This window comes from Noviherbaspirillum soli, assembly GCF_015352955.1.
Taxonomy (GTDB): domain Bacteria; phylum Pseudomonadota; class Gammaproteobacteria; order Burkholderiales; family Burkholderiaceae_D; genus Noviherbaspirillum_A; species Noviherbaspirillum_A soli.
On record NZ_JACYOX010000047.1, the window covers coordinates 1 to 21,683 of the forward strand.

The window sequence follows — 21,683 nt, forward strand, 5'->3', positions numbered from 1 at the left end:
ACTGGCAGTAGGGGTCGGACTGTTTGCCACAATTCATCATCAACCAGTTCGCGTGCCATATTGCCTCGCCACGATAATTATCGACGAGTTGCTATGACAACGAAAATTCCATTTTGTTAGATGCTCTAAAAACTCTCTATGAAACTACTCGGTTCCCTCGCCAGCCCTTATGTGCGTAAAGTGCGCGTCGTCATGGCCGAAAAAAAGCTCGATTACGAGCTGGTACTGGATAACGTCTGGGGCCCCGAAACCACCGTTCCGCAATCCAATCCGCTGGGCAAGGTGCCATGCCTGATCATGGAAGACGGCGCCGCGATGTTCGATTCCCGCGTCATCGTCGAATACCTGGACACCTTGACGCCAGTCGGCAAGCTGATTCCCGCGCAGAGCCGCGAGCGGGCGGTCGTCAAGTGCTGGGAAGCGCTGGCCGATGGCGTGCTCGATGCCGCGATCCTGGTGCGTCTGGAAAAAACCCTGCGCCCGGTCGAGCAGCAGAGCCAGATCTGGATGGACCGCCAGATGGGCAAGGTGCATGCCGGCCTGAAAACCATGTCGCAGGACCTGGCCGAGACGCCTTACTGCATGGGCAACCAGTTCACCCTGGCCGACGTGGCCATAGGCTGCGCGCTGGGATGGCTGTCATTCCGTTTCCCGGAAATCACCTGGCGCGACGATTACCCGAATCTGGCGCGCCTGTTCGACAAGGTGTCCGAGCGGCCTTCCTTTAAGGATAGCGTTCCGCATTAATGCTTCATTAATGGCTTGTGCGGCGTGTGCCTGCATAGGTGTTTAAATTAAAAACGGCGCTGGTTGCGCCGTTTTGCTTTCATGCTCACTGCCAGCCATGGGCTTCAGGTGTCGGCCCACATCCGCAACAGGTTGTGATAGCAGCCTGTCAGCTTGACCACCGGCGGCGTATCGCCCCCGGTGCCGCGCAGGGTGAGGATGGACATGTCGAGGTCGAACAGCAGGCGGCGCTGGGCGTCGTCGCGCACCATGCTTTCTATCCAGAAGAAGGAAGCCAGGCGGCAGCCGCGGGTGACCGGCTCGACCCGGTGCACGCTGGACGCCGGGTACAGGATCAGGTCGCCGGCGGCCAGCTTCACCGACTGGCTGCCGAAGGTGTCCTCGACCACCAGTTCGCCGCCATCGTATTCCTCCGGTTCGGACAGGAACAGCGTGGCCGACAGGTCGGTACGGACCCAGGCGCCGGTGATGGGCGAGGTGCGGACCGAATTGTCGATGTGGTTGCCGAAGGCATTGGACGCGCCGTCGTAGCGGTTGAACAGCGGCGGATAGGTTTTCTTGGGCAGCGCGCCGGTAATGAACAGCGCGCTCCTGCCCAGCGCATCGAGCACGATGGCACGCGCCGCGCGCGCGGCTTCCGAATCTTCCGGCAATTGCCGGTTGTTCTTGACCTGCTCCGACTGGGTGCCGGCGGTGATCTTGCCATCCGCCCAGTCAGCTTCCTCCATGATGGCGCGGCACCGGGCCAGCGCGTCGGGCGAAAGGACTTCGGGTACGCGCAGCAACATGGAGGACTCCTGGTCAGAACTTGGTGGACAGCGTCAGCTGGGCGATGCGGGTGGTGCCCGGCACGATATGGCCGGCATACACGCCCTCATAGTACTTGCGGTTGAACAGGTTGAAGACGTTCAGCTTCAAGGCCCATTTATCCATCTGGTACTCGGCCATTGCATCCCAGCGCACATAGGACGGCGCCTCGTTGGTATTGGTGGTGTTGCCATAACGCTTGCCCACCGCTTCCACGCCGCCGCCGAGCTTGAAGCGCTCGCTGACCCGGTAGGTGCTCCAGATATTGGCGGTGTGCTGCGGCGTATTGATCGGACGCTTGCCCAGCGTATTTTGCTGGGTGCCGGTAGCGGCGTCGATCTTGGCGTTCATCAGCGCCAGGCCGCCGAAGATTTCCCAGTTCGGCGTGATCCGGCCGGCCAGCTCGAACTCGATGCCGTCGGTATGGCGCTTGCCGCTCAGCAGGTTCTGCTCGATGCTCACGGCCAGGTCGGTATTGCGCTCATTGGTCTTTTCGGAGCGGAACAGTGCGGTGCGGAACATCACGTTGCCGTCCAGCAGGTCCCACTTGGCGCCGAGCTCGATGTTGCGGTTCTTTTCCGGCGGCGTATTGGCGCCGCGGTCGTCCAGCGCATACAGTTCGCCGGACGGATTGAACGAGGTGCCGTAGGAAGCGTAGTACGACGCCGTGTCGGTCGGCTGGAAGATCAGGCCGGTGCGATAGCTCCACTCGGCATCGGTGCGCGACAGCGGACCGGCCGGGGCGGTGCGCTCATAGTCGGCGGAGAAGCGGTCGTGGCGGGCGCCCACCAGCACCTTCCACTGCTTGTTCAGGCTGATCATGTCCTGGCCATAAATGCCTACGGTATGGGCGTCGTAGCTGACCGGATTGATGCGGGTCTTGTTGCCGTAGCCGGGCGGCAGCACCGGATAGGCATTGATGTTGCCCACCGTGGTCGACGGATTGGCCGGCGTGGTGGCGTAATTCCAGCGGTTGGCTTCTTCCTTCACCAGCTCCGCACCCAGCAGGATTTCATGCTTCATGCCTGCCGCTTCCAGCTTGGTGGTGAAGTCGGTCTGGCTGGTCAGCGTGTGCTCGACGCCGCCGCGGCGCTGTGCCTGGCGGTTGATGAAGGTGCTCGGGGCAATGAAGCTGGTGTTGGCCGCCAGGCGCGGCGCCACGGCCCACAGGTCGCGGTCGTAGTCGGCCTTGCGCAGCACGGTGCGCACCGAGGTGTCGTTGTCGAAGCGATGGGTCCAGCTGGCGGTTGCCATGTCGGTGTCTTCGCGCTGGTAATCGGAACCAGGCAGGCCGTAGAAGGTGTTGACCGGCACGTTCAGCGGCTTGCCATTGAAGTAGGGCACGCCGAAGTCGGGCGTGTTGTTGCCCTTGAGCTTGTAGTAGGACAGATTGAACTCGTCCCTGGTGCCGATGCCCCAGCTGAAGGACGGCGCCACGCCCCAGCGCTCGCTGTGCACGCCGTCGCGGAAGCTGTCGGTGTCGGTCTTCATCACGTTCAGGCGCACCGCGGCATTCTCGCCCACCACCCGGTTCAGGTCGGCGGTGCCGCGCTTGTAGGAATCGCTGCCCACGGTCAGGGCGGCTTCGTTTATGTTGGACAGGAAGGGCTTCTTGCTGACCTGGTTCACCACGCCGCCGGTCGAGCCGCGGCCAAACAGCATCGATGCCGAGCCGCGCAGCACATCCACCTGCTCGATGTTGAAGATCTCGCGGTTGTACTGCGCGATGTCGCGCATGCCATCGAGATACAGGTCGCCGACCAGCGAATAGCCGCGCAGCGTGATGTTGTCGCCGATGCGGCCGCCTTCGCCCGCATTGAAGGTCAGGCCGGCGACATTGCGCAGCGCTTCCTTCAGCGTGTCGGCGCCGCGGTCCTGGATCAGCTGCTCGGTCACCACCGTGACCGCCTGCGGTACGTCGCGCAGCAGCTGCGGCGTCTTGCCCACGGTGGTTTTCACGCCCTGGTAGCCCAGGTTTTCCTCGCGCTGGGTCTTGACGTTGATTGCCGGCAGCGCAGCCGCTTCCGCCTGCGCGGTTTCCTGCGCATGCGCCACGCCCGAAAGGGCAACGGCGGCCACCATCGCGCCCAGCGGCAGCAGGGCAGGACGGCGGGCGCCGGCGGCGCTCAATTCGGGGTGGCTGATATCGACGGCGAGGGGCCGCAGAGCGGGACGTTGCATGCTGTTCTTCTCCTGGGATAGCTCGTTGCGGCATACGCGACGAGAGGCGCTGACTGGTGTTGTGGCTGGCTATCCGCGGGAGGGCATTGCTGGCTGGATGGACGATGCTCGAGCTGGCACTGAGCATCGCCAGAAATGATAACTATTCTCATTTGCATTGGCAACCCTTTATGCAATCTTCCCTACCCACCGCGGCGCGGCCGCCACAGCAGCGGCCCGCAGGCTGGCCAACCCTGCGCTGGCGTGGCGAAAGGCAAGCAGGGCAGGTCTGTCAACTGCCAATGTTTCTAGCTTCTGGCGACATCTGCCGTTTTTATACTCCCTCTCCACAAGGCAGCCATCCACGCCTTGCCCTGCAAGCCCGTCTGACCGCAACCCTCTTCAACGTCGTCTTTTCAGGGAGTGCTCGCATGCGTCATCTTCGTGCAGTTCAATCACGCGGTCAGGGCATGACCGAATACATCATCATCGTTGCGCTGATCGCGGTGGCGGCCATTGCCGTCTACCAGTTCTTCGGACAGACCATACGCAGCCAGATGTCGGCGATCGCCAACGAGGTGGGTGGCAAGTCAGGTGCAGCCGCCGCCACGGCGGCAGGCACCGCGGCGGCCAAAACGGACGACCAGCAAAAGGCAAAAGGCTTGTCGAACTATGCAGACGGCGCGGACAAGGCGAAGTAGGCGCTTGCCGGATACTTCCCATGCGCCTGCCTCGCCGTCTCCCGACAGCAGCGGTGCGAAAGCCATTGCATTCCTCGGTTTGCACACTGCACCGCCAGCGTGGACAGGCGCTGGTCCTGGGCATTTTTTTCCTGATCGCCGGACTGGCCGGCACCTATTTCCTGTTCAACACCGGGCAGGTTGTTACCGAAAAAAACCGCCTGGTCACCACCGCTGACGCCGTTGCCTATGGCGCGGGCGTGATGCAGGCCAGGGCATTGAATTTCGACGCCTATGGCAACCGCGCCCTGGTTGCCAATGAAGTACTGATTGCGCAAATGGTCAGCCTGTCTTCCTGGTCGCAGTACGTGAAGACGCATGCGGAAAACCTGCCGTGGCAGTTTCCTGAATGCATGGATCCAAACGGCGTTGGTGAAGCATATGGTGTGGCGTTCAAATACGATGTCTTGTTCGCCGCTACCTGCTACCTATCCGTGCAGTATGCAGGCGAGTTCGTTGCCCAGGCCGCCGAACAGCTGCCGATGCTGATGCAGAAAATCGTCGTCGGCGTGGAGGCCAACAAGAAGCTGATCCAGCTGGCGCAGAAAGCGTTGCATGGTTCCGGCACGGCCAATGGCAGCGGCAACGCAACCCTGACTGCCTTCCAGTTGTCACGCGCCACGGTGATGCAGGAGATTGCGGACGCCAACTATCGCGGCGACGGCAGCGTCACGGCCACCGCGCAGCTGCTGACCGACAGCTGGCCGGGCTTTACGCGCCGTTATGAAGGCGCCGAGCGCGCGCGCTTCGCGGAAGTGACCAAGATCGCTGCCTATAGCGATGGCTTCGTCAGGCAACGCAACTGGACTGCCGAAGCCAGCGCACCAGACCCCCGGCAATGGGTGTGCGTACTGAATTGGCGAAAGAACTCGGTCAAGCGGCGCGGCGGCACCGAACTGGTCAATTACGATGAATGGAAGGCCGAAGATACCGAGTCCTATTGGGAGTTTCGCAATACCGGCCGCATTTTCAAGCGTTGCCGCAGCCGCGAACATCCCATCGCCTGGGGCGAGCAGCAGGCCCATCCGGATGATGCCGACCAGGACGATTCCGACGCAGCGCTGGGCGGCTCGCCACGCACCAATCCCTATGCCCACAGCCTGGCCTCTTCCGATCAGTGGGCCGAGTACACCGGCCTGCCAGCCTTCCAGGACCTCAATGCCGATTACCTGAAGCCTGGCGCGCCCGAGCCCCGGCTCAAGCTGCAGGTCAAGCTCACGCGCCAGCGCGACCAGCTTGCCACCCCTGAAGGACGATCGGCGATCAGGCAGGCGCCCGATCCTGCAGGCGCGCGGCCGAATGTGACTGCCTATCAGTCCAAGCTGTCGAATGGTGAAATGACGGCCAGCGCGGCAGTGGAGGTGTGGTTCGAACGGCCGCCTGGCAGTGCGAACAACACATGGGGCAGTGCACGCGGCAAGCCTTCCGAATTGCCCAGTCTGTTCAATCCCTACTGGCATGTGCGCCTGCTGGACCCATCACTGCTGGCACCCGCAGCAGGGGCGCAAAAATGAGCAGCTTGGCGCACGGGCAGGGCGCAAGGGCAGGGGCCGGGGCGGCAATGCACGGCCAGGCGCTGACGGAGTTCCTGGTCATCAGCCTGGTGCTGATTCCGCTGTTCCTGTTGTTGCCCGTTATCGGCAAATACCAGGACATCAGCCATGCAAGCCAGATGGCCAGCCGTTACGCTGCATTCGATGCCGTGCTGCGCAACGACGGCAACAACAGCCACAAATCCCCGTCACAACTGCGCAACGAATTGCGGCAACGCTATTTTGGCCCGGCGCAGGCTGGCATCAGAAGCGGCCCGGAACAGAAAGCCGCACTCAAGGACTATTGGAACGACCCGTTCGGCAAGCCGCTGATACGCAATCCCGATGACATTGCATTGTCCTTTGGCGCATCGCATGGCGAAAAACATGCCGATGGCTATACCAGGGCCAGCGATACCTTGCTTTTCCCGTGGGCCAGCCTTGCGGGTCTTTCCACTAACGGTATTTACCGCGCCAATGTCGCGGTCAGGCTTGCCAATCTGCCCGAAGGCGTGCGCAGCATCGAGCCCTTCGACAAGCTCGACCTGACCATCGAGCGGCATGCGAGCGTGCTGCCGGATGCCTGGACAGCCGCTTCGCCAATGCAGGCAGAGCAGCGCTTTGGCCGCATGGCGCCGATCAATGCGGTGATACCGGAAAGTGTGATCTCCCCGGCCATCAAATATGTCGACCTTAATAAGGTCGAGGCGCCACGTTTCGGCGATCTGACAGCCTGGCGTGATGTGGTGCCACAGGACCGACTTCAGGGGAAAAAAACGCCATGAGCCTCTCACGACGCTTCCTGCTGCTTGCTGCATTGGCATGGCCGCTCGCCTACGCAGCCGACACGACGCAATCGCGTGAAGTGCGTCTGCCTCCCGGTGCTCAAGGATTCTCACTGGGCGGCACCATCTCAGCCAACGGCATGCCGATGCAAGTGCAGGGATTTCTCAGCAAGCAGTCGGCAGTTGAAGTCATTGCCTGGTTTCGGGCCAGCCTGGGCATGCCGCTGGTTGAAAACCATGTCGGCACCGGTATGGTATTGGGCCGGGCGCAAGGCACCGAGTTCCTGACGGTGCAGATCGCGCCGGCCGGCAGCGGTTCGCGCGGCCTGATTGCCCAGACTGACCTGCCGGCCATGGTGGCAGGCCGCGAAGAGGAACGCAGCCTGCAGGCACGCTGGCTGTCACGCCTGCCGTCCGGCATGCGATTGCAGAGCCTGACCCGTGGACATGATGCAGGGCGCCACTATCAGTACCTGGTGCTGGACAGTCCGCATTCGTCAAGCCTGACCCGCAATGCCATCAGCAACCTGATGCAGCAGGACGGTTATGCCTTGGAGCGCGAGGTGCGGACCATCGCACCGCCGTCCCAGACACTCTATTTTCGTGGCGCAGCGCGGGAATCCACCGCCGTCATCCTGGCCCATGCCGACGGCTCCAGCGCAGTTGTGCTCAATACGATCCTCACCATCGATGGTGCGCGATGAGGCAGGCGCGACGTTGCGGCGGTCAGTCCGGGGTGGAATACGCCGTGGTTTGCGCAGCGATTGCGCTGACGCTCGGCATAGGCATGGCCAACACGGACAGCGTGCTGTGGCAACTCGTCGATGCGCTGCGCATCGCCTACCAGAAATTCACCTACGCCATCTCTTTGAGCGAATGACCACATGAAACTTGCGCTTCCCTCTTTTCCGCGTCCGGGAAAAACCACGCTGGTGCTGGGTTTTGCGCTGGTCATTGGCGTCATTGCAGCGCTGGCGGCCAACCGTTTCCTCTCCGCCCGCATCGATGCGATCGAAGCCCGTAGCCGGACCGCGATGGTGGAAGTGGTGGTGGCCAGGACGGATCTCCCCAAGGGGCAGGAAATCGGGCCGGGCAATGTCGCGCTGCGTCCCATCCCCCGGGACTATGCCCATTCCAATGCGCTGACCAATGACAGCTTCGGCAGCGCCGTGGGACGCAAGCTTGCCTACAACATCAAGGGTGGTGAAATGCTGCTGTCGAGCATGCTTGAAGCGAGCAAGCCAGCCACATTCTCCGCCCGCGTCGGCATGGGCTGGCGGGCAATGACGGTTGCCGTCGATGAAATCAACTCCATCTCGGGCCTGCTGGAGCCTGGCGATGTGATCGACCTGATTGCAAGCCTGGATCGCAAGGGCAACAAGCTCACCATGCCGCTGCTGCAAGGAGTGCAGGTGATCGCCACTGGCCAGCGGCTGGTCGACGACCCGGTCACTGGCGAGCGCAAGCAGTATGCAACGGTCACGCTCAATGTCACGCCATCGCAGGCCACTACCCTGATTGCCGCCCGCGACGGCGGCAAGATCACCGCGCTGCTGCGTAATCCGGGCGACAGGCAGGCCGCGCCTGGCGATGTGCTCGACATGAATGCATTGCTCGGGCAGGGCCTGAATCAAGATCCGGAGATTCCGGTGCTATACGGCGGCCGGGTGAGCAAGTTTCCACCCGAAGCGCTATGGCTGGGCGGCTACAAGGCGGCTTCCGGCGGTACGACGGCGGTCGGCTCGAACGTGGCAGCCGCGAAGACGCAGCCGGCCGCAACCGTTCCGGTGCTGACGCCGTCGGCTGCAGGCGCTGCGCCTTTGCCTTCAACCAATGCGGCCGATGCAGCCGATGTGCCGGGCGCATCGGCTCCCACCGTCCCAGGCGCAAGCCGCGCTGCCGACCTGCGCCAGCTTCAATGATTGGGAATCTCCTCATGTCCTTTCCGACAGTCCGCCGCCATGCCACGGTGCCGCTCATCTTTATTCTTGTGCTGATGAGCGCTTACTCAGGTGCAGCGGAACCCGCGCTTGCGGGCGCCAGTTCCACCAGCACCATCGTTGCCGCGCCGGCACCAGCACCGGCTTCTGCCGCAGGCAAGGCTGCGGGCACATCGCCACCTGCACCAGTGGCGGCTCATGGCTACGCAGAACAGCTACGCCCGCGCAGGAAGACAGCGCCAGTGCTGGTCAACCAGCCTTATGCGCCGATCCGCAAGGCCGATGAGCCGGTCGACATTCCCGAGATCGAGATGTTCGTCGGCGAGTCGCGGGTGTTCCCCACACCTGGCGTGGGTCGCATTGCGGTCGGCAATGGCCAGATCCTGACCGCCGCAGCGCTCGATGGCCGGGAAACCATCCTGTTCGCCAATGCCGTCGGCACCTCCTCGCTCTTTGTCTGGAACGAGGACGGCCGTTATCAGCGCCTCAAGGTCAATATCATTCCCGGCGACACCAGCCGATATGCGCGGGAAGTCGCCGCCTTCCTGGCGACGATACCGAGCGCCCGCGCATCGGTGATCGGCGACAAGGTCATTGTCGAAGGCGATGGCTTGTCCGACTTCGACCTGTTGAAAATCGATGAGCTGGGCAAGCGGTATCCGCAGATCGTCAACTTCACCAATCGCCTGGGCTGGGAAAAAATGGTGCTGCTGGATGTGAAGATTGCCGAGTTTCCCGTTAGTGAATTGCGCGAACATGGCATCAAATGGACGCCCGCCGGCGGCGGCGCGATTGCGGGAATCTGGTCGCCACTACGCCGCGGCACCGACGGACCCTACCAAATCAATATCCAGACCGCAGGTCAGGGCAACGCCGCGCCAATTTCGGTGCCGCAAGGTATCGAAGGCGTGCCGGCAGGCGGCGGCGTGCCGCTGCCGAACGGGCTCAACATCCTGTCGGGCGTCAACATTGGCCTGAATGCGCAACTGAATCTGCTGGCGCAGAACGGCCGCGCCAGCATCCTGGCCGAGCCTCAGCTATCTGCACGCAATGGAGCCAAGGCCAGTTTTCTGGCTGGTGGCGAATATCCCTACACGGTATCCACCATCAACGGACCGACGGTCCTGTTCAAGCCCTATGGCGTCAAGCTCGACATTCAGCCACGGGTGGACAGCCACGGCGTGGTGCGGGCAATGATCGACAGCGAAGTCAGTTCGATCGACGCCGCCATTTCCACGCCCGCCGGCCCCGGGCTGCGCACCCGCAAGACCAGTACCGAATTCAATGTGAACAGCGGCGAGACCATTGTTCTGTCCGGCCTGCTGTCGCGCGAAACCAGCACCGATATCGACAAGGTGCCGTTCCTGGGCGACCTGCCCATCCTGGGCGCGCTGTTCCGCTCCAAGCGCTTCCAGAACAAGGAGACCGAGCTGGTAGTGTTCGTGACGCCTACCGTTGTTGATAGCAGGACACCCGAACTGGCTGACCGCGTGCGTCGCACAGAAGAAAGACTGCAGGCGACCATGGGCCCGGCGCCCTATCTGAGCCAGCCGCTGCAACCCGGACGCGACGCTGGCAACTTCACCCCGGTTGCACCAGCCGACGAAACGCCAACACGTTCCCATCTGCAGTTCGATCCGCCCGGCGGCAGCCTGCTGATGGTAACCAGTCCCAGTGCGCTGCTGCGCCTGCGGCCGCACGCCGCGTCGGCCGCAATCATGACCCTGGGCCGCGGCGCTGCGGTACGCATGGGCGCGCAGCAGCCCGAAGTCGATAGCAGTCGCTGGCGGCATGTGCTGGTGGGTGAAGTCAGTGGCTGGATTGCCGCTGATGCGCTACAGCCAGTAGGGCAGGCAACGCCGCAGCCCGTGCCGCGTGACAGCCAGAGCAAGGATGCCGATGCCATTGGCGTGCCGATCGCGCCTATCAATGCGGCCAGCCCCGCAGCTCAGGCAGGCGACACCAGCCCGGGCCGGATGCGGGTGATTGCGGACCGGCTGGCGCTGCGGGTCACGCCCGACATCAATGCGCCGATGTTGCGCCAGCTGCGCGCCGGCACGGTGGTCGAGATCCTGCCGCAGCCACAGCGCGCTTACTGGACGGCGGTGAAGGTAGGTGGGCAGCGCGGCTGGGTGGCCAGCCAGTGGCTGGTGCCGGACGAAGCAGGTCAGGTGAATCGATAACGGGAGAATGCCATGCTGGACCTTGAACTGCTGGATGCGGATGGCAGCAGGCGCGTGCTGCAAGTGCCTGATGAATGCGTGATTGGCAAGGGCGCGCAGAATGAAATCAGGCTGGACAGCTGGCGTGTCGGACGCGAGCATGCACGCCTGTTTGCCACGCCAGGCGGCGTACTGGTGGAAGACCTGGGCGGCTTCGGCGGCGTGGCAGTCAATGGCAGCCGCATCAGCGGTCAGTACGGGCCATTAACCAGCGCAGACATGATCGCCATCGGCCCGTTCCAGTTGCGCCTCCTGGTCATCGACAAGAGCGAGCCGCCCGCGCCGCCTTCATTGCGGCCGGCGCAGCCTGTGCGTGCGCCGCAGGCAACCGCAGTGGCAAGCGTCCCCAAGGCACAGCAGCGAGAGGTGCAGCATGTGCCCGGCACGCCCGCCGTGCCCGAGGCGCTGCCAAGACCGGCAGGCGAGCACCTGGCGCAGCAACATGAATTCGAATGGCGCAAGATCATCCATACCCGTTTGCTGGAAACCATGGACCTGCGGCGCCAGGATGTGCATGGCATGTCGGACCAGCAGCTGCGTCACGAGACCGAGCTTCTGGTGCGCCAGATCATGCGGGAGGCTGACGCCCAGATTCCAGCGGAGCTGGACCGCGCTCTGCTGACGACACAGGTGATCAACGAAGCCATCGCGCTGGGGCCGCTGGAAGAATTGCTGGCCGATGACAGCGTGTCGGAAATCATGGTCAATCGCTATGACGAGATTTATGTCGAGCGCAGCGGCCAGCTGCAGCGCCACCCGATGACCTTCACCGGCGACCGCGCGGTGATGGGCGTGATCGAGCGCATCGTCGCACCGCTGGGCCGTCGCATCGACGAGTCCTCGCCCATGGTGGATGCCAGGCTCAAGGACGGCTCCCGGGTCAATGCCATCATCCCGCCGTTGGCACTGAAGGGGCCTTGCCTGACGATACGGAAATTTGCCAGGCACAAGCTCGGCGCCGACGACCTGGTCCGCTTCAATGCCATCAGTCCGCAGATGGCCAGCTTTCTGGAAACCTGCGTGGTGGCGCGCAAGAACATGGTCGTGTCCGGCGGCACCGGTTCCGGCAAGACCACGCTGCTCAATATCCTTTCCAACTTCATTCCGGGCGGCGAGCGGGTGGTGACTGTCGAGGATGCAGCCGAACTCAAGCTCAGCCATGCCCACCTGATCAGCCTGGAGTCGCGCCCGGCCAATGTGGAAGGCAAGGGCGCGGTGCTGATCCGCGACCTGGTAAAGAACACCCTGCGCATGCGGCCGGACCGTATCGTGGTCGGTGAATGCCGGGGCGCTGAAGCGCTCGACATGCTGCAGGCCATGAACACGGGCCATGAAGGTTCGCTGACCACGCTGCATGCCAACACGCCGCGAGACGGCCTGGCGCGGCTGGAAACCATGGTGCTGATGGCCGGCATGGACCTGCCGCTGACTGCCATTCGCGAGCAGATCGCCAGCGCCGTCCACATCGTGGTGCAGCAGACCCGCTTCGCCTGCGGCAGCCGCAAGGTCACCAGCATCACCGAGATCAGCGGCATGGAGAGCGGCAAGATACAGATGCAGGAACTGTTCCGCTTCGTCAACCTGGGTTACCGGGGGCCTGGGAACAGGGTCAGCGGCTACTTCACCGGCTGTGACATGGTGCCAAGCTTCTACGAGGAATTGCAGGCCTCGGGCGCACAGCTGGACATGGCGATCTTCCAGCCCGCCGATCCGCCGGATGCCCATGACCAGGTCGGGTCTCGGCCATGAGCGGCGGCGACATCAGGCTGGCTGCATTGCTGGCCATTGCTGTTGCTGCCACCTTGCTGGCCTGGTTCCTGATGCAGGCCAGCTCGGGCGCAATGGCGCGCTACCGTGCCAGCTTCACCGAGCGCACCCGCTTCCAGGCGCAGGAATTCTTCCTGTTTGTCGACCCCAGGCAGCTGTTCATTCTCAACCTTGCCGTGATGCTTCTGGGCGCGGCCCTGACATGGATTTTTACCGGCAACCTGCTGCTGGCCATACCGGTGTTCTTCGCGCTGGCCATGCTGCCCCGACTGGTCTATGCCGCGCTGCGCCGACGCCGCATGCAGCGCTTCGAACAGCAACTGCCGGATGCGCTGATGATGCTTTCCGGCGGCCTGCGCGCCGGCGTTGGCCTGAACGCGGCCATGCAGCAGCTGGTGGCCGAAGCCCATGCGCCGCTGGCGCAGGAATTCACATTGATGCTGCGCGAGCAGCGGTTGGGCGTGACCCTGGAGCAAAGCCTGAACAACCTGGCCCGCCGCGTGCCGACCCAGACCACCGTGCTGGTGGTGTCGGCAATGCGGATCGCCAGCGAGACCGGCGGCGGCCTGGCCGAAACCCTGGAGCGCACCGCCCATACCATCCGCAGCCGCCTGCAGATGGAAGGAAAGATCGGCGCACTGACGGCGCAGGGCAAGCTGCAAGCCTGGGTGGTCTCCCTGCTGCCGCTGTTGCTGATGCTGATTCTCAATCATATGGAACCCGAGGCGATGAGCTATCTCTGGCATACCCGGCTGGGCTGGGCCACGCTGGCTGGCATCGCGCTGCTGGAGTCGCTGGGCGTGTATGTGATCCGCCGCATTGTCGCCATCGATGTATGAGGTAGGTATGAGGGGCACGCCATCATGGACATGCTGACCGGAAGCCATGCCAGTCTCGCCCTGGCCGCGATCTCCCTGGCGGCGGGCCTTGCATTCGCGCTCCTGACCTGGCTGGTGAGCCGGGCGCTGGCCGAGGTGCCGCCTGAGGATCGCTCCTACAAGGACACGCCGCCGCTGGGCTTTCGCCTGCTGTGGGCGCCGATCAGCTGGATGGCCCATTTCATCGGGCCGCGGCTGGCAGCCCGCCGCCATGCGCTGCTGCTGGTGCGCCTGGGCCAGGCCGGGGTGGACTTTGCCATCAATCCGGCGCAGTTCCTTGCCAGCCGCCTGATCGGCGCCTTGCTTGCCGCATCGATCTTCTACTGGATGATGGCGTCCTTCGACCATCCGGCAGCCGGCGCTTCCGGCATGCCGGCAAGCCGCTATCTTCTGGTGATCGCTACCGGTGCGCTGCTGGGCTGGGCCTATCCCGGCATCTGGCTCAATGACCGCATCAGCCAGCGCCGGCGCGAGCTGCTCAAGACGCTGCCGTTCTATCTGGACATCATCACCCTGTGCGTCGAAGCCGGTCTGAACATGCAGGGCGCATTGACGCAGGCGGTGGCCAAGGGCCCCAAGGGTGTGTTGCGCGATGAATTCCAGCGCCTGCTGCGCGACATCCGCGCCGGCAAGTCACGCGCCGCCTCGCTGCGCAGCCTGGCATCCCGGCTGAACGAAGGCAGTGTCACGGCGTTTACCACCGCGGTGATCCAGGCCGAAAGCATGGGCATGAATCTCGGCCCCATCCTGCGGGCGCAAGCCGACCAGCGCCGCACCGAACGTTTCCTGCGCGCCGAAAAGCTGGCCATGGAAGCGCCAGTCAAACTGCTGTTTCCGCTGCTGGCCTTCATCTTTCCCTGCACCTTCGTCGTGCTGTTCTTTCCGATCGCGATGAAGTTCGTGCATTCCGGACTATGAACACGGCCGGCTCAAGCGCCCCGAGCAGGGCTGAAGAAGCAGGCCGGCATCGTTCCCCGCGCCGCGCAAGGCCAGCATATGGCGCCAGCATGACCGAATTCGTTGTCGTGGCGCCGGTGCTGCTGCTGATCGGCCTGGCCTTGTTGCAATACACCCTGCTGTTCGTGGCCAGGAACCAGGTCAACCATGCCGCCTTCATGGCTACCCGCTCCGGCAGCATGCAAAACGCCACGGCCGATTCCATCAGCACAGCCTACCTGCGCCATCTGGCGCCGCTGTACGGTGGCGGCAGCAATGCGGCAGAGGTTGCCCAGGCGGTGGTACGGGCTGCCGCCGACATGCAGGGCAACTACCGCATCGAACTGATCAACCCCAGCAGGGCGAGCTTCGATGACTTCAACGACCCGGCGTTAAAGGAAGTGCTGAAAACCGAAGCCCGGGTGATACCGAATTCCAGCCTGGCCCTGCGTAATCCCGCCATCATTGGCAAGCAGTCCGGCCAGAACATTTTCGATGCCAACCTGATCAAGATCCGTATTACCCATGGCTACAAGCCGGGCGTACTGCTGGTGGGCCGGATCTTCACCGAGGCGCTCGAAGCCGCGCAGGAAGCCAGCGACAATAAGGATGATTTCGCTGCACGCCTGATCGCCGCGGGCCGTGTGCCCATCACCACCGATATCACGCTGCACATGAACAGCCCGGCCATCGAATGGGCCGACCCGGTCTGGATATCCGCTGGCGGGCCGCAAGCCAACCCGAAGCCACCCGCCGACCCGCCCACGCCGCCTGGTGGGTCCGGCCCGACGGGCAGCGCAGATACAGGCAATGGCGGCAATGGCAACGCCAGCCAGGACAATTCCGGCAATGCCAACGCCCCGACCAACACATCGGATGGAACGGGCGGCAACAATGCCGACACCCAGGACACCACGAATGAATGCGGCGGCAAGGCCTGTCCGGTGTGCCCCGTCGACCCGGCCAATAGCGCGCCGTATTCCCTTTCTGCCGACACCCTGTTCGACTTCGATAGCGCAGTGCTGAAAACCAATGGCCTGACACAGCTCGACACCCTGATCGATGAAGTCAAGGCAGCCCAGAAGGACGGCCAGACGATTCAATCCGCCACTGTCACCGGCTATACCGACCAGCTTGGCAGCGAAGCGGTGAACCTGAAGTTGTCCCAGGCCCGTGCCGAGGCAGTGCGCGACTATATGAAACGTCGCGGTTTTCCGGATGTGCCCATCACGGTCGTGGGCAAGGGTGCGGCCAACCCGGTGGTGCCTTTGGAGAGTTGCGGCGGCACCACCGAACAGAAAATCGCCTGCCTTGCGCCAAACCGCCGCGTGATGGTGGACATCAAGCGCAGCGCCAGCCAGCCATGAGTTGCGCCTGCGGCAAGCCCATGCACAAGGAGCCGCGATGAAGGCCTCATACCGCCATGCATGCATCTGCCTGCTCTGGGTAGTGCATGCGCTTGCCACCCTCCCGGCGCAGGCTGCGGACGAGCCGCCTGCCTGTGCCCTGCAGCAGGCGGGACCCTCCTGCGAAGCCGGCCAGCCGGCCGGCATGAGCAAGGGCAGCGGTGTCAGCCAGGAAGCCGGCAACCCGATCAATCTGATCACCGGGAACAAGTACCAAAGGGAAGTCGACATGGCGCCGCTGCCCGGCCTGTTGGGCCTGGAACTGGTTCGGCACTACAACAGCTATCATGCGGCGCCCGGCATGCCGCTGTCCGGCGCCGGCCGCGGCTGGCAGTTTTCCTATGACACCCGGCTGTATCCGGTGGGCGACAGCCTGCAGATCCTCCAGGCCGACGGCACCCGGCTGCGCTTTTCCCGCACTGCCTGGAGCAGCACGCTGTGCACCGCACCCGATCCGGCCCATGGGCAGGTGCGCATCGTCAGGCAGGGCCGCCAGCAGCACTACCGCTGGCGCTGGCCCAATGGCCGTGAACTGGCGTTTGACAGCAACGGCCGCCTGACCCATATCTTTGCGCCCAGTGGCGAGTGGCTGGGCATCGAGCGCGACAACGCCGGCCGGCTGCGCAAGGTCAGTGATCCGCAAGGGCGCAGCATGCTGTTCCACTATCCGGACCGCAAGGCATTGAAGGCGGGCACTTACCCTGGCATACAGAGCGTCGATACGCCAGTGGGGCGTTTTCTCTATGACTACGGTGCACCGGAAACCGGCTCTGCCGCACCTGAGCCTGCACGGCGCGCCAATCTGACTGACGTGCATCTGCCCACCAGTTACGACCCCGACAAGCCGCGCCCGCCCTTCGCACTCGGCGACACGCCCACAACCACCAGCGTCAGCACCATCCGCCGCATCTACCACTATGAGAACCCGCGCTTTCCCAGCCTGCTGACCGGCATCACGGTGGAAGGCACGGGCAATGACGGTCGTGCCCTGCGCGAACGCATCGCCACCTGGGGCTATGACGGCAACGGCCTGGCCGTGCTGTCCGTTAGAGGCGAGCCGGCGCGGAAAGACCCCCATGGCAAGCCGCTTCCGGGCACCGGCATCGAGCAGATCAGCATAGACCGCAGCACGCCCGGCCTGGCCCGCCTCACCAACAGCCTTGGCCAGGTAACGCTGTACCGCCACGCCATCGTCGCCGGCGACCGCCGCCTGCTGGAAGTGCGCGGCCCCGGCTGCGCCAGTTGCGGCGACACCGATCGGCGTTACAGCTATGACAGCAAGGGCCGCCTGCAGGAAGTCACCCGGCTCGATGCCGCCGGCAAGCCGCTGGAAGGACGCCGGCTATGGCTGGACGCGCTGGGCCGCATCTACGGCGTCTCCGCGGTGGATTACCAGCAGGGCAGGGCAATTGGCCGCAGGCTGGTGCTGCGCCAGCAGTATGCCCATCCCGGGCCCGAGCAGGCATGGCCCGCTTCACGGATTGCACAGCAGCCGTATGGCCCGGTGCTTGTCACCCGCGACAGCGTCGTGCCGGGCAAGGAGCGCCAGTGGCGTTTCGAATACAACCAGCACCAGCAGCCGGTCAGCCTCACCGAACGGGGCTTCAATCCAGTGGACGGCAGCGAGATGGTGCGCACCACGCATTACCGCTACCAGAGCATCCATGGCCGCAGCCTGCTGGTGGAAATCGATGATCCCTTGCCCAACGGACCTGCCGCAACGCCCGCGGATTCGGACATCACCCGTTACGAATGGGATGCCACCGGGTCGCAGGTCGTGGCGGTCGGCGTGCCGGGCGGCGGACGCACCGTGCTGGAACATGACCCGCATACCGGCCGGGTCACACGCATGATGCGGGAGGACGGCGAATCCATCGCCCTGCGCCATGACAGCAGTGGCCGCATCATCGAAATGGCTGCCACCGGGCCGGGCTGGCAACAGCCGCTGGTGCGCAGCATGCTGTTCGATGCCCGGGGCCGGCAGACAGGCGGCGGTGCCGGCATTCCCGGCCAGCCGGACTGGCAGCCCGAACTGCTCGCAGCATTCGATGCAGCCGGCCGCCCAGTCTGGACCGCCACAGCCGCCGGCATCGCCATGCAATGGCGCTACAACACCGAAAACCACCTCCAGCAAGCAAGCACCTTCAGCAACCGCATCGACCGTACCTGGAAATACCGCCATGACGAACGCGGCCGTATCATCGAAGCCATCGATCCATCCGGTGCATCGCTGCGCCCGGGCTACCCGGAAGATGGCATGGCCCAGCCGGCAAGCCCATCGGCAAGCATGACCGACAAGCCCGCCGGCAGGGTGGTGCATCTAACCGATGACTTTGGCCGCCGTGTCGCCAGCATCAGCCCCGACAGCGGCAAGACCCGCCATGTCTACGACAAGGCCGACCGGCTCATTGCCAGCACCGACGCCGCCGGCAACCGCGCCGCCTACGCCTATGACATCAGCGGCCGCATCCTGCGCCAGGATATTTGGCCGGCTGGCGCGGCGCAAGCCGACACCACCCGCTGGCAATATCAGGGCAGGCGCCTGGTGGCGCTGCTGCATCCCAGCCAGGAAGAGCGCTACCTGCATGACGAGCGCGGCCTGCTGATAGGCAAGACCACGCTGCGCCATGTCCCTGCCCGGGGCGGCGCTGCCCTGGTCACGCAAACACGCTACAGCCATGACAGCCCGGGCCGGCTCGAGAGCATCAGCCTGCCGGACGGCAGCCTGATCCGTTATCTGCGCAACGGCCAGGGCCAGGTCACCGCGATGCAGCGCAGCCGCGTCCAGACGGACTGGCTGCGCTGGCTGCTGCCGGCGCAAGTCATTGCCCGCGGCATCGAGCGCGACCTGGTTGGCATTGCCCGCTACGTGACCGGCAATGGCATTGAAGCGCGCTACCAGCGCAGCCGGGAAGGCATGCTGGCACGCATCGTCCACCGGCCTGTCGACAGCCCGCCCGCCCCGCAAGGCAAGGCCGCTGCAACCAGCCTGCCCGGCGCATTGCGGCTGCCGCCGGACCTGCAGGCGCTGTACGACGACAGGTTGCTGTGGGGCGTGCGCGGCAACCTGCTGCACCGGCGCACGGAAGGGAAGGGCTGGCAAGCCGTTGCCAGCAGCTACGCGTATGACCATGCCAACCGCCTGATCGTCGCCACGCAGCCCGGCGCGGCCAGCCGTTATTTCCATGACGCCGCCGGCAACCGACTGCTGAGCCAGCAGGGCATTGCCAGCCAGGGCGAAGTCAAAGCCGGCACCGCGGTATCGCGCTACCAGCCCGGCAGCAACCGCTGGCTGGGCGATGTGGTGGATGGCAAGGCATGGGGGCCATACCGCTACGACGCCAACGGCCGGCCCGTTGATGCGGGAGACCGACGCTACGGATGGGATGCGCTGGGCCGGTTGATGACAGTGCAGCGCAGCGATGGCAGCGAGGTGGCGCGCTATGTCTACAACCATCGGGGCGAGCGGATTGCGAGCATTGCTGGGGATGGCAACAACGGCAACAACGGCAACAACGGCAACAACGGCAACAACGGCAACAGCAATAGTGACCACAGCATGGTCAGTTTTCTGTACGAAGACGGCAAGCTGCAGGCAGAAACCGACCAGCAAGGCCGCATCCTGCGTCAATACCTCTGGCTGGGCGACCAGCCACTGGCGGTCATTGACAGCCCGACAGGCCGAGCCCCGGCTGGCGACGGCGCGCTGGCCCAGGCCATGCGGGATATCGCCACCGTGCTGCGGGGATGGCTGGGCAATGATGACGAGATCAGCTGGCTGCATCCCGACCACCTGGGCGCAGTCGCATTGGCAACCGACGCCGCTGGTGCAGCAATCTGGCAAGCCAGCTACAGCCCCTATGGCGTCGCCACCATCCGGACAACCCAACGCCCCGGCCGTCCGGCCTTCACGTTGAACCTGCGCCTGCCGGGCCAGTACTGGGACGCGGCCACCGGCCTGCACTACAACCGCCACCGCTATTACGACCCGCAGTCAGGCCGCTACCTCACACCCGACCCGCTGGGCATGCCGGACGGGCCCAATTCCTACGTCTATGTAAAGAACAATCCCCTGCGCTACGTGGACCCGGAAGGGTTGGTGCTGTTTGCGTTCGATGGCACGGGCAATGCGGCGGAGCCGATGGCGGGGGACACGATATCGAACGTGAGGAAGTTCTGGATGGCGTATGACGAGAAGAAAAACGATCAACGTTATTACATCACGGGCATAGGTACCGCAGACAAGGACATGCCTGTGAAAGGTAATGTGGCCAACGGCAAGGGATTCGATGAACGTGTGGATTTAGGCTTTAAGTTTCTTGACGACTATATCAGGGACGAATACGTCCCCGGCAAGGCGATCGATATTGACGTAGTGGGTTTTAGCCGTGGCGCTGCCGAAGCGCGAGTCTGGATGAACCAATTAATAGAAAAGATGACTCAGTCGCGTTACACGAGCAAGGAAGGAAAGTCAGCCTGTCTCAGCCTGCGCTTCATGGGCTTGTGGGACACGGTGCCACACCTCGGTTATTTCAATGGCGATGAAGCGCGCTATGACTTCAGCATTGATGCGTCTGTTCCATATGTGGCGCATGCTGTGGCGTTGAATGAGCACCGGGGTGTGGGTATCAGCTTCGATGGTGTATCGATTCTCCCTGCACCTGCAACGACGAGTGGCGGCAATCGGATTGAAATGGGATTCATCGGCAGCCATGCTGACATCGGGGGCAGTTATGGCACGGGAGATTTGTCGGATGCGGCGCTGATGTGGATGATTGAGCAGGCAAAGGAGCGCGGTGTCATCCTCAAAGACGATGTTGTTAAGGATAACAATTGGAACATCGTTTCCAGTCCCATCATTCACGACAAAAGTGCTAACAAGATTGACCCTCAGACATTTTCGTCTGCTGGTGATCGGGATTTTTCGTATGGCAATGGCACTTCTGTCAAGCAAGTCAAGGCGGTTGTCGGCGGCAACGATACTGCTTGGGCGAGAAGTCAAATCAGCTATTACAGCATATGGTGCGGCCCGTCGGAATCACCAGCAGTCGGTTTGGTCGATATGCAGAAGTACAACGACTGGCTTGTCGGTCAGGGCATTAACATCGTTTACGCATCGCCATCTCCAACCCAACGCTGCGAATAAGCACAATGAAAATCAAAACCTTGCTTTTGAGTTTTGCCAGCTTTGTTCTAACCGCATGTGGCTCTATGCAAACGGTCGATGGCCCAGGAATGATTACGACCTTTAAAAGTCTGATGAATGGACGATCGGCTTATATGCTGTCGCTAACACTGTCAAACGGCAAGTCGGCTATGACGCCGTTCAGTGTGTCAGGCGGTAAGGCAGCTAGTTGGCGGCAGGCGCCCGGTAGCACCACAGGCATGTCAGGTGATACCCGTGCGCTTCCCGAATGGATCGATTTCAGCTGGAAAGAAACTGCTTACCCAAGTCCCAAGCCAAGCAGTTTCGCGAGCGACGACGAGTATGGGAAGTACCTCTCGGATGAGAAAGCCAGACTGCCGCTCAAGACTCAACGCGTCTTCATCAGCAGCCGCATCCCCCCAGAGGTCATTCAGGAAGTCACCTACTCAAGATCCCATATCCCGAAAGGCCAACACCTGCCAGAGAAGATGCTATGGATCTACTTCATCTGGACGGATGACGGTATCAAGTTTCGGTGGAAGATGAGCTGCGATAAGCCATGTGTGGAAAAGGGAGGTGGCGATGAGATCAACTAAACAGCCGTTGAGGATAGCTAA

The 21,683-nt window shown here is 63.2% G+C and carries 16 protein-coding genes; 14 read left to right on the top strand and 2 right to left on the bottom strand.

What is annotated here, in order from left to right; all coding sequences use genetic code 11:
* Positions 1–138: 138 nt before the first annotated feature.
* Entirely contained in the window at positions 139–747 is a 609-nt protein-coding gene (locus IGW04_RS22735; protein ID WP_194715388.1) for a glutathione S-transferase family protein, read from the top strand.
* Positions 748–851: 104 nt separating this feature from the next.
* Here the strand turns inward: IGW04_RS22735 and IGW04_RS22740 are convergent, their stop codons facing one another.
* Both IGW04_RS22740 and IGW04_RS22745 read right to left on the bottom strand, forming a co-directional pair.
* Entirely contained in the window at positions 852–1,535 is a 684-nt protein-coding gene (locus tag IGW04_RS22740) for a Fe2+-dependent dioxygenase (protein ID WP_194715389.1), read from the bottom strand.
* A 13-nt stretch (positions 1,536–1,548) separates the two neighbouring features.
* Positions 1,549–3,735 carry a TonB-dependent receptor gene (locus tag IGW04_RS22745; protein ID WP_228527332.1) on the bottom strand — a complete coding sequence of 729 codons (2,187 nt, stop codon included), beginning with the start codon at positions 3,733–3,735 and terminating at the stop codon, positions 1,549–1,551.
* A gap of 104 nt (positions 3,736–3,839) precedes the next feature.
* Between IGW04_RS22745 and IGW04_RS26275 the strand changes: the two genes are divergently transcribed.
* The 13 genes from IGW04_RS26275 (at position 3,840) to IGW04_RS22810 (ending at position 21,662) form a co-directional block, all read left to right on the top strand.
* Positions 3,840–4,415 (top strand): hypothetical protein, encoded by a 576-nt coding sequence (locus IGW04_RS26275; RefSeq protein ID WP_407672170.1) that lies wholly within the window; start codon positions 3,840–3,842, stop codon positions 4,413–4,415.
* Positions 4,416–4,435: 20 nt separating this feature from the next.
* Positions 4,436–5,968, top strand: a complete 1,533-nt coding sequence (locus IGW04_RS22755) for a hypothetical protein (protein ID WP_228527333.1) — start codon at positions 4,436–4,438, stop codon at positions 5,966–5,968.
* Positions 5,965–6,771 (top strand): hypothetical protein, encoded by an 807-nt coding sequence (locus IGW04_RS22760; RefSeq protein WP_194715390.1) that lies wholly within the window; start codon positions 5,965–5,967, stop codon positions 6,769–6,771. The genes IGW04_RS22755 and IGW04_RS22760 overlap by 4 nt, the downstream gene beginning before the upstream one ends.
* Entirely contained in the window at positions 6,768–7,475 is a 708-nt protein-coding gene (locus tag IGW04_RS22765; RefSeq protein WP_194715391.1) for a hypothetical protein, read from the top strand. The genes IGW04_RS22760 and IGW04_RS22765 overlap by 4 nt, the downstream gene beginning before the upstream one ends.
* A gap of 44 nt (positions 7,476–7,519) precedes the next feature.
* Complete coding sequence (locus IGW04_RS22770; RefSeq protein ID WP_323744894.1) at positions 7,520–7,651, top strand: hypothetical protein; 132 nt, start codon at positions 7,520–7,522, stop codon at positions 7,649–7,651.
* 4 nt (positions 7,652–7,655) lie between these two features.
* The gene (gene cpaB, locus IGW04_RS22775) at positions 7,656–8,693 is read left to right on the top strand and encodes a Flp pilus assembly protein CpaB (RefSeq protein ID WP_194715393.1); all 1,038 of its coding nucleotides are present in this window, start codon (positions 7,656–7,658) and stop codon (positions 8,691–8,693) included.
* A 14-nt stretch (positions 8,694–8,707) separates the two neighbouring features.
* Positions 8,708–10,894 carry a pilus assembly protein N-terminal domain-containing protein gene (locus tag IGW04_RS22780; RefSeq protein WP_228527334.1) on the top strand — a complete coding sequence of 729 codons (2,187 nt, stop codon included), beginning with the start codon at positions 8,708–8,710 and terminating at the stop codon, positions 10,892–10,894.
* Positions 10,895–10,906: 12 nt separating this feature from the next.
* Positions 10,907–12,682, top strand: a complete 1,776-nt coding sequence (locus IGW04_RS22785; RefSeq protein ID WP_194715395.1) for an ATPase, T2SS/T4P/T4SS family — start codon at positions 10,907–10,909, stop codon at positions 12,680–12,682.
* On the top strand, positions 12,679–13,539 hold the full coding sequence (locus IGW04_RS22790; protein ID WP_194715396.1) for a type II secretion system F family protein: 861 nt from the start codon (positions 12,679–12,681) through the stop codon (positions 13,537–13,539). The genes IGW04_RS22785 and IGW04_RS22790 overlap by 4 nt, the downstream gene beginning before the upstream one ends.
* Positions 13,540–13,563: 24 nt before the next feature.
* Positions 13,564–14,496: a type II secretion system F family protein gene (locus IGW04_RS22795; RefSeq protein WP_228527335.1), complete on the top strand. Its 933-nt coding sequence runs from the start codon at positions 13,564–13,566 to the stop codon at positions 14,494–14,496.
* Positions 14,497–14,585: 89 nt separating this feature from the next.
* Positions 14,586–15,881, top strand: a complete 1,296-nt coding sequence (locus IGW04_RS22800) for an OmpA family protein (RefSeq protein WP_194715410.1) — start codon at positions 14,586–14,588, stop codon at positions 15,879–15,881.
* A gap of 37 nt (positions 15,882–15,918) precedes the next feature.
* Positions 15,919–21,066, top strand: a complete 5,148-nt coding sequence (locus IGW04_RS22805; protein WP_194715397.1) for a phospholipase effector Tle1 domain-containing protein — start codon at positions 15,919–15,921, stop codon at positions 21,064–21,066.
* Between the two features lie 5 nt (positions 21,067–21,071).
* Positions 21,072–21,662 (top strand): hypothetical protein, encoded by a 591-nt coding sequence (locus IGW04_RS22810; protein ID WP_194715398.1) that lies wholly within the window; start codon positions 21,072–21,074, stop codon positions 21,660–21,662.
* Positions 21,663–21,683 lie beyond the last annotated feature (21 nt).

Coding starts and splice junctions, on each gene's coding strand:
- IGW04_RS22735 (WP_194715388.1), top strand. CDS start 139: ATGAAACTACTCGGTTCCCTCGCCAGCCCTTATGTGCGTAAAGTGCGC.
- IGW04_RS22740 (WP_194715389.1), bottom strand. CDS start 1,535: ATGTTGCTGCGCGTACCCGAAGTCCTTTCGCCCGACGCGCTGGCCCGG.
- IGW04_RS22745 (WP_228527332.1), bottom strand. CDS start 3,735: ATGCAACGTCCCGCTCTGCGGCCCCTCGCCGTCGATATCAGCCACCCC.
- IGW04_RS26275 (WP_407672170.1), top strand. CDS start 3,840: ATGCTCGAGCTGGCACTGAGCATCGCCAGAAATGATAACTATTCTCAT.
- IGW04_RS22755 (WP_228527333.1), top strand. CDS start 4,436: ATGCGCCTGCCTCGCCGTCTCCCGACAGCAGCGGTGCGAAAGCCATTG.
- IGW04_RS22760 (WP_194715390.1), top strand. CDS start 5,965: ATGAGCAGCTTGGCGCACGGGCAGGGCGCAAGGGCAGGGGCCGGGGCG.
- IGW04_RS22765 (WP_194715391.1), top strand. CDS start 6,768: ATGAGCCTCTCACGACGCTTCCTGCTGCTTGCTGCATTGGCATGGCCG.
- cpaB (WP_194715393.1), top strand. CDS start 7,656: ATGAAACTTGCGCTTCCCTCTTTTCCGCGTCCGGGAAAAACCACGCTG.
- IGW04_RS22780 (WP_228527334.1), top strand. CDS start 8,708: ATGTCCTTTCCGACAGTCCGCCGCCATGCCACGGTGCCGCTCATCTTT.
- IGW04_RS22785 (WP_194715395.1), top strand. CDS start 10,907: ATGCTGGACCTTGAACTGCTGGATGCGGATGGCAGCAGGCGCGTGCTG.
- IGW04_RS22790 (WP_194715396.1), top strand. CDS start 12,679: ATGAGCGGCGGCGACATCAGGCTGGCTGCATTGCTGGCCATTGCTGTT.
- IGW04_RS22795 (WP_228527335.1), top strand. CDS start 13,564: ATGGACATGCTGACCGGAAGCCATGCCAGTCTCGCCCTGGCCGCGATC.
- IGW04_RS22800 (WP_194715410.1), top strand. CDS start 14,586: ATGACCGAATTCGTTGTCGTGGCGCCGGTGCTGCTGCTGATCGGCCTG.
- IGW04_RS22805 (WP_194715397.1), top strand. CDS start 15,919: ATGAAGGCCTCATACCGCCATGCATGCATCTGCCTGCTCTGGGTAGTG.
- IGW04_RS22810 (WP_194715398.1), top strand. CDS start 21,072: ATGAAAATCAAAACCTTGCTTTTGAGTTTTGCCAGCTTTGTTCTAACC.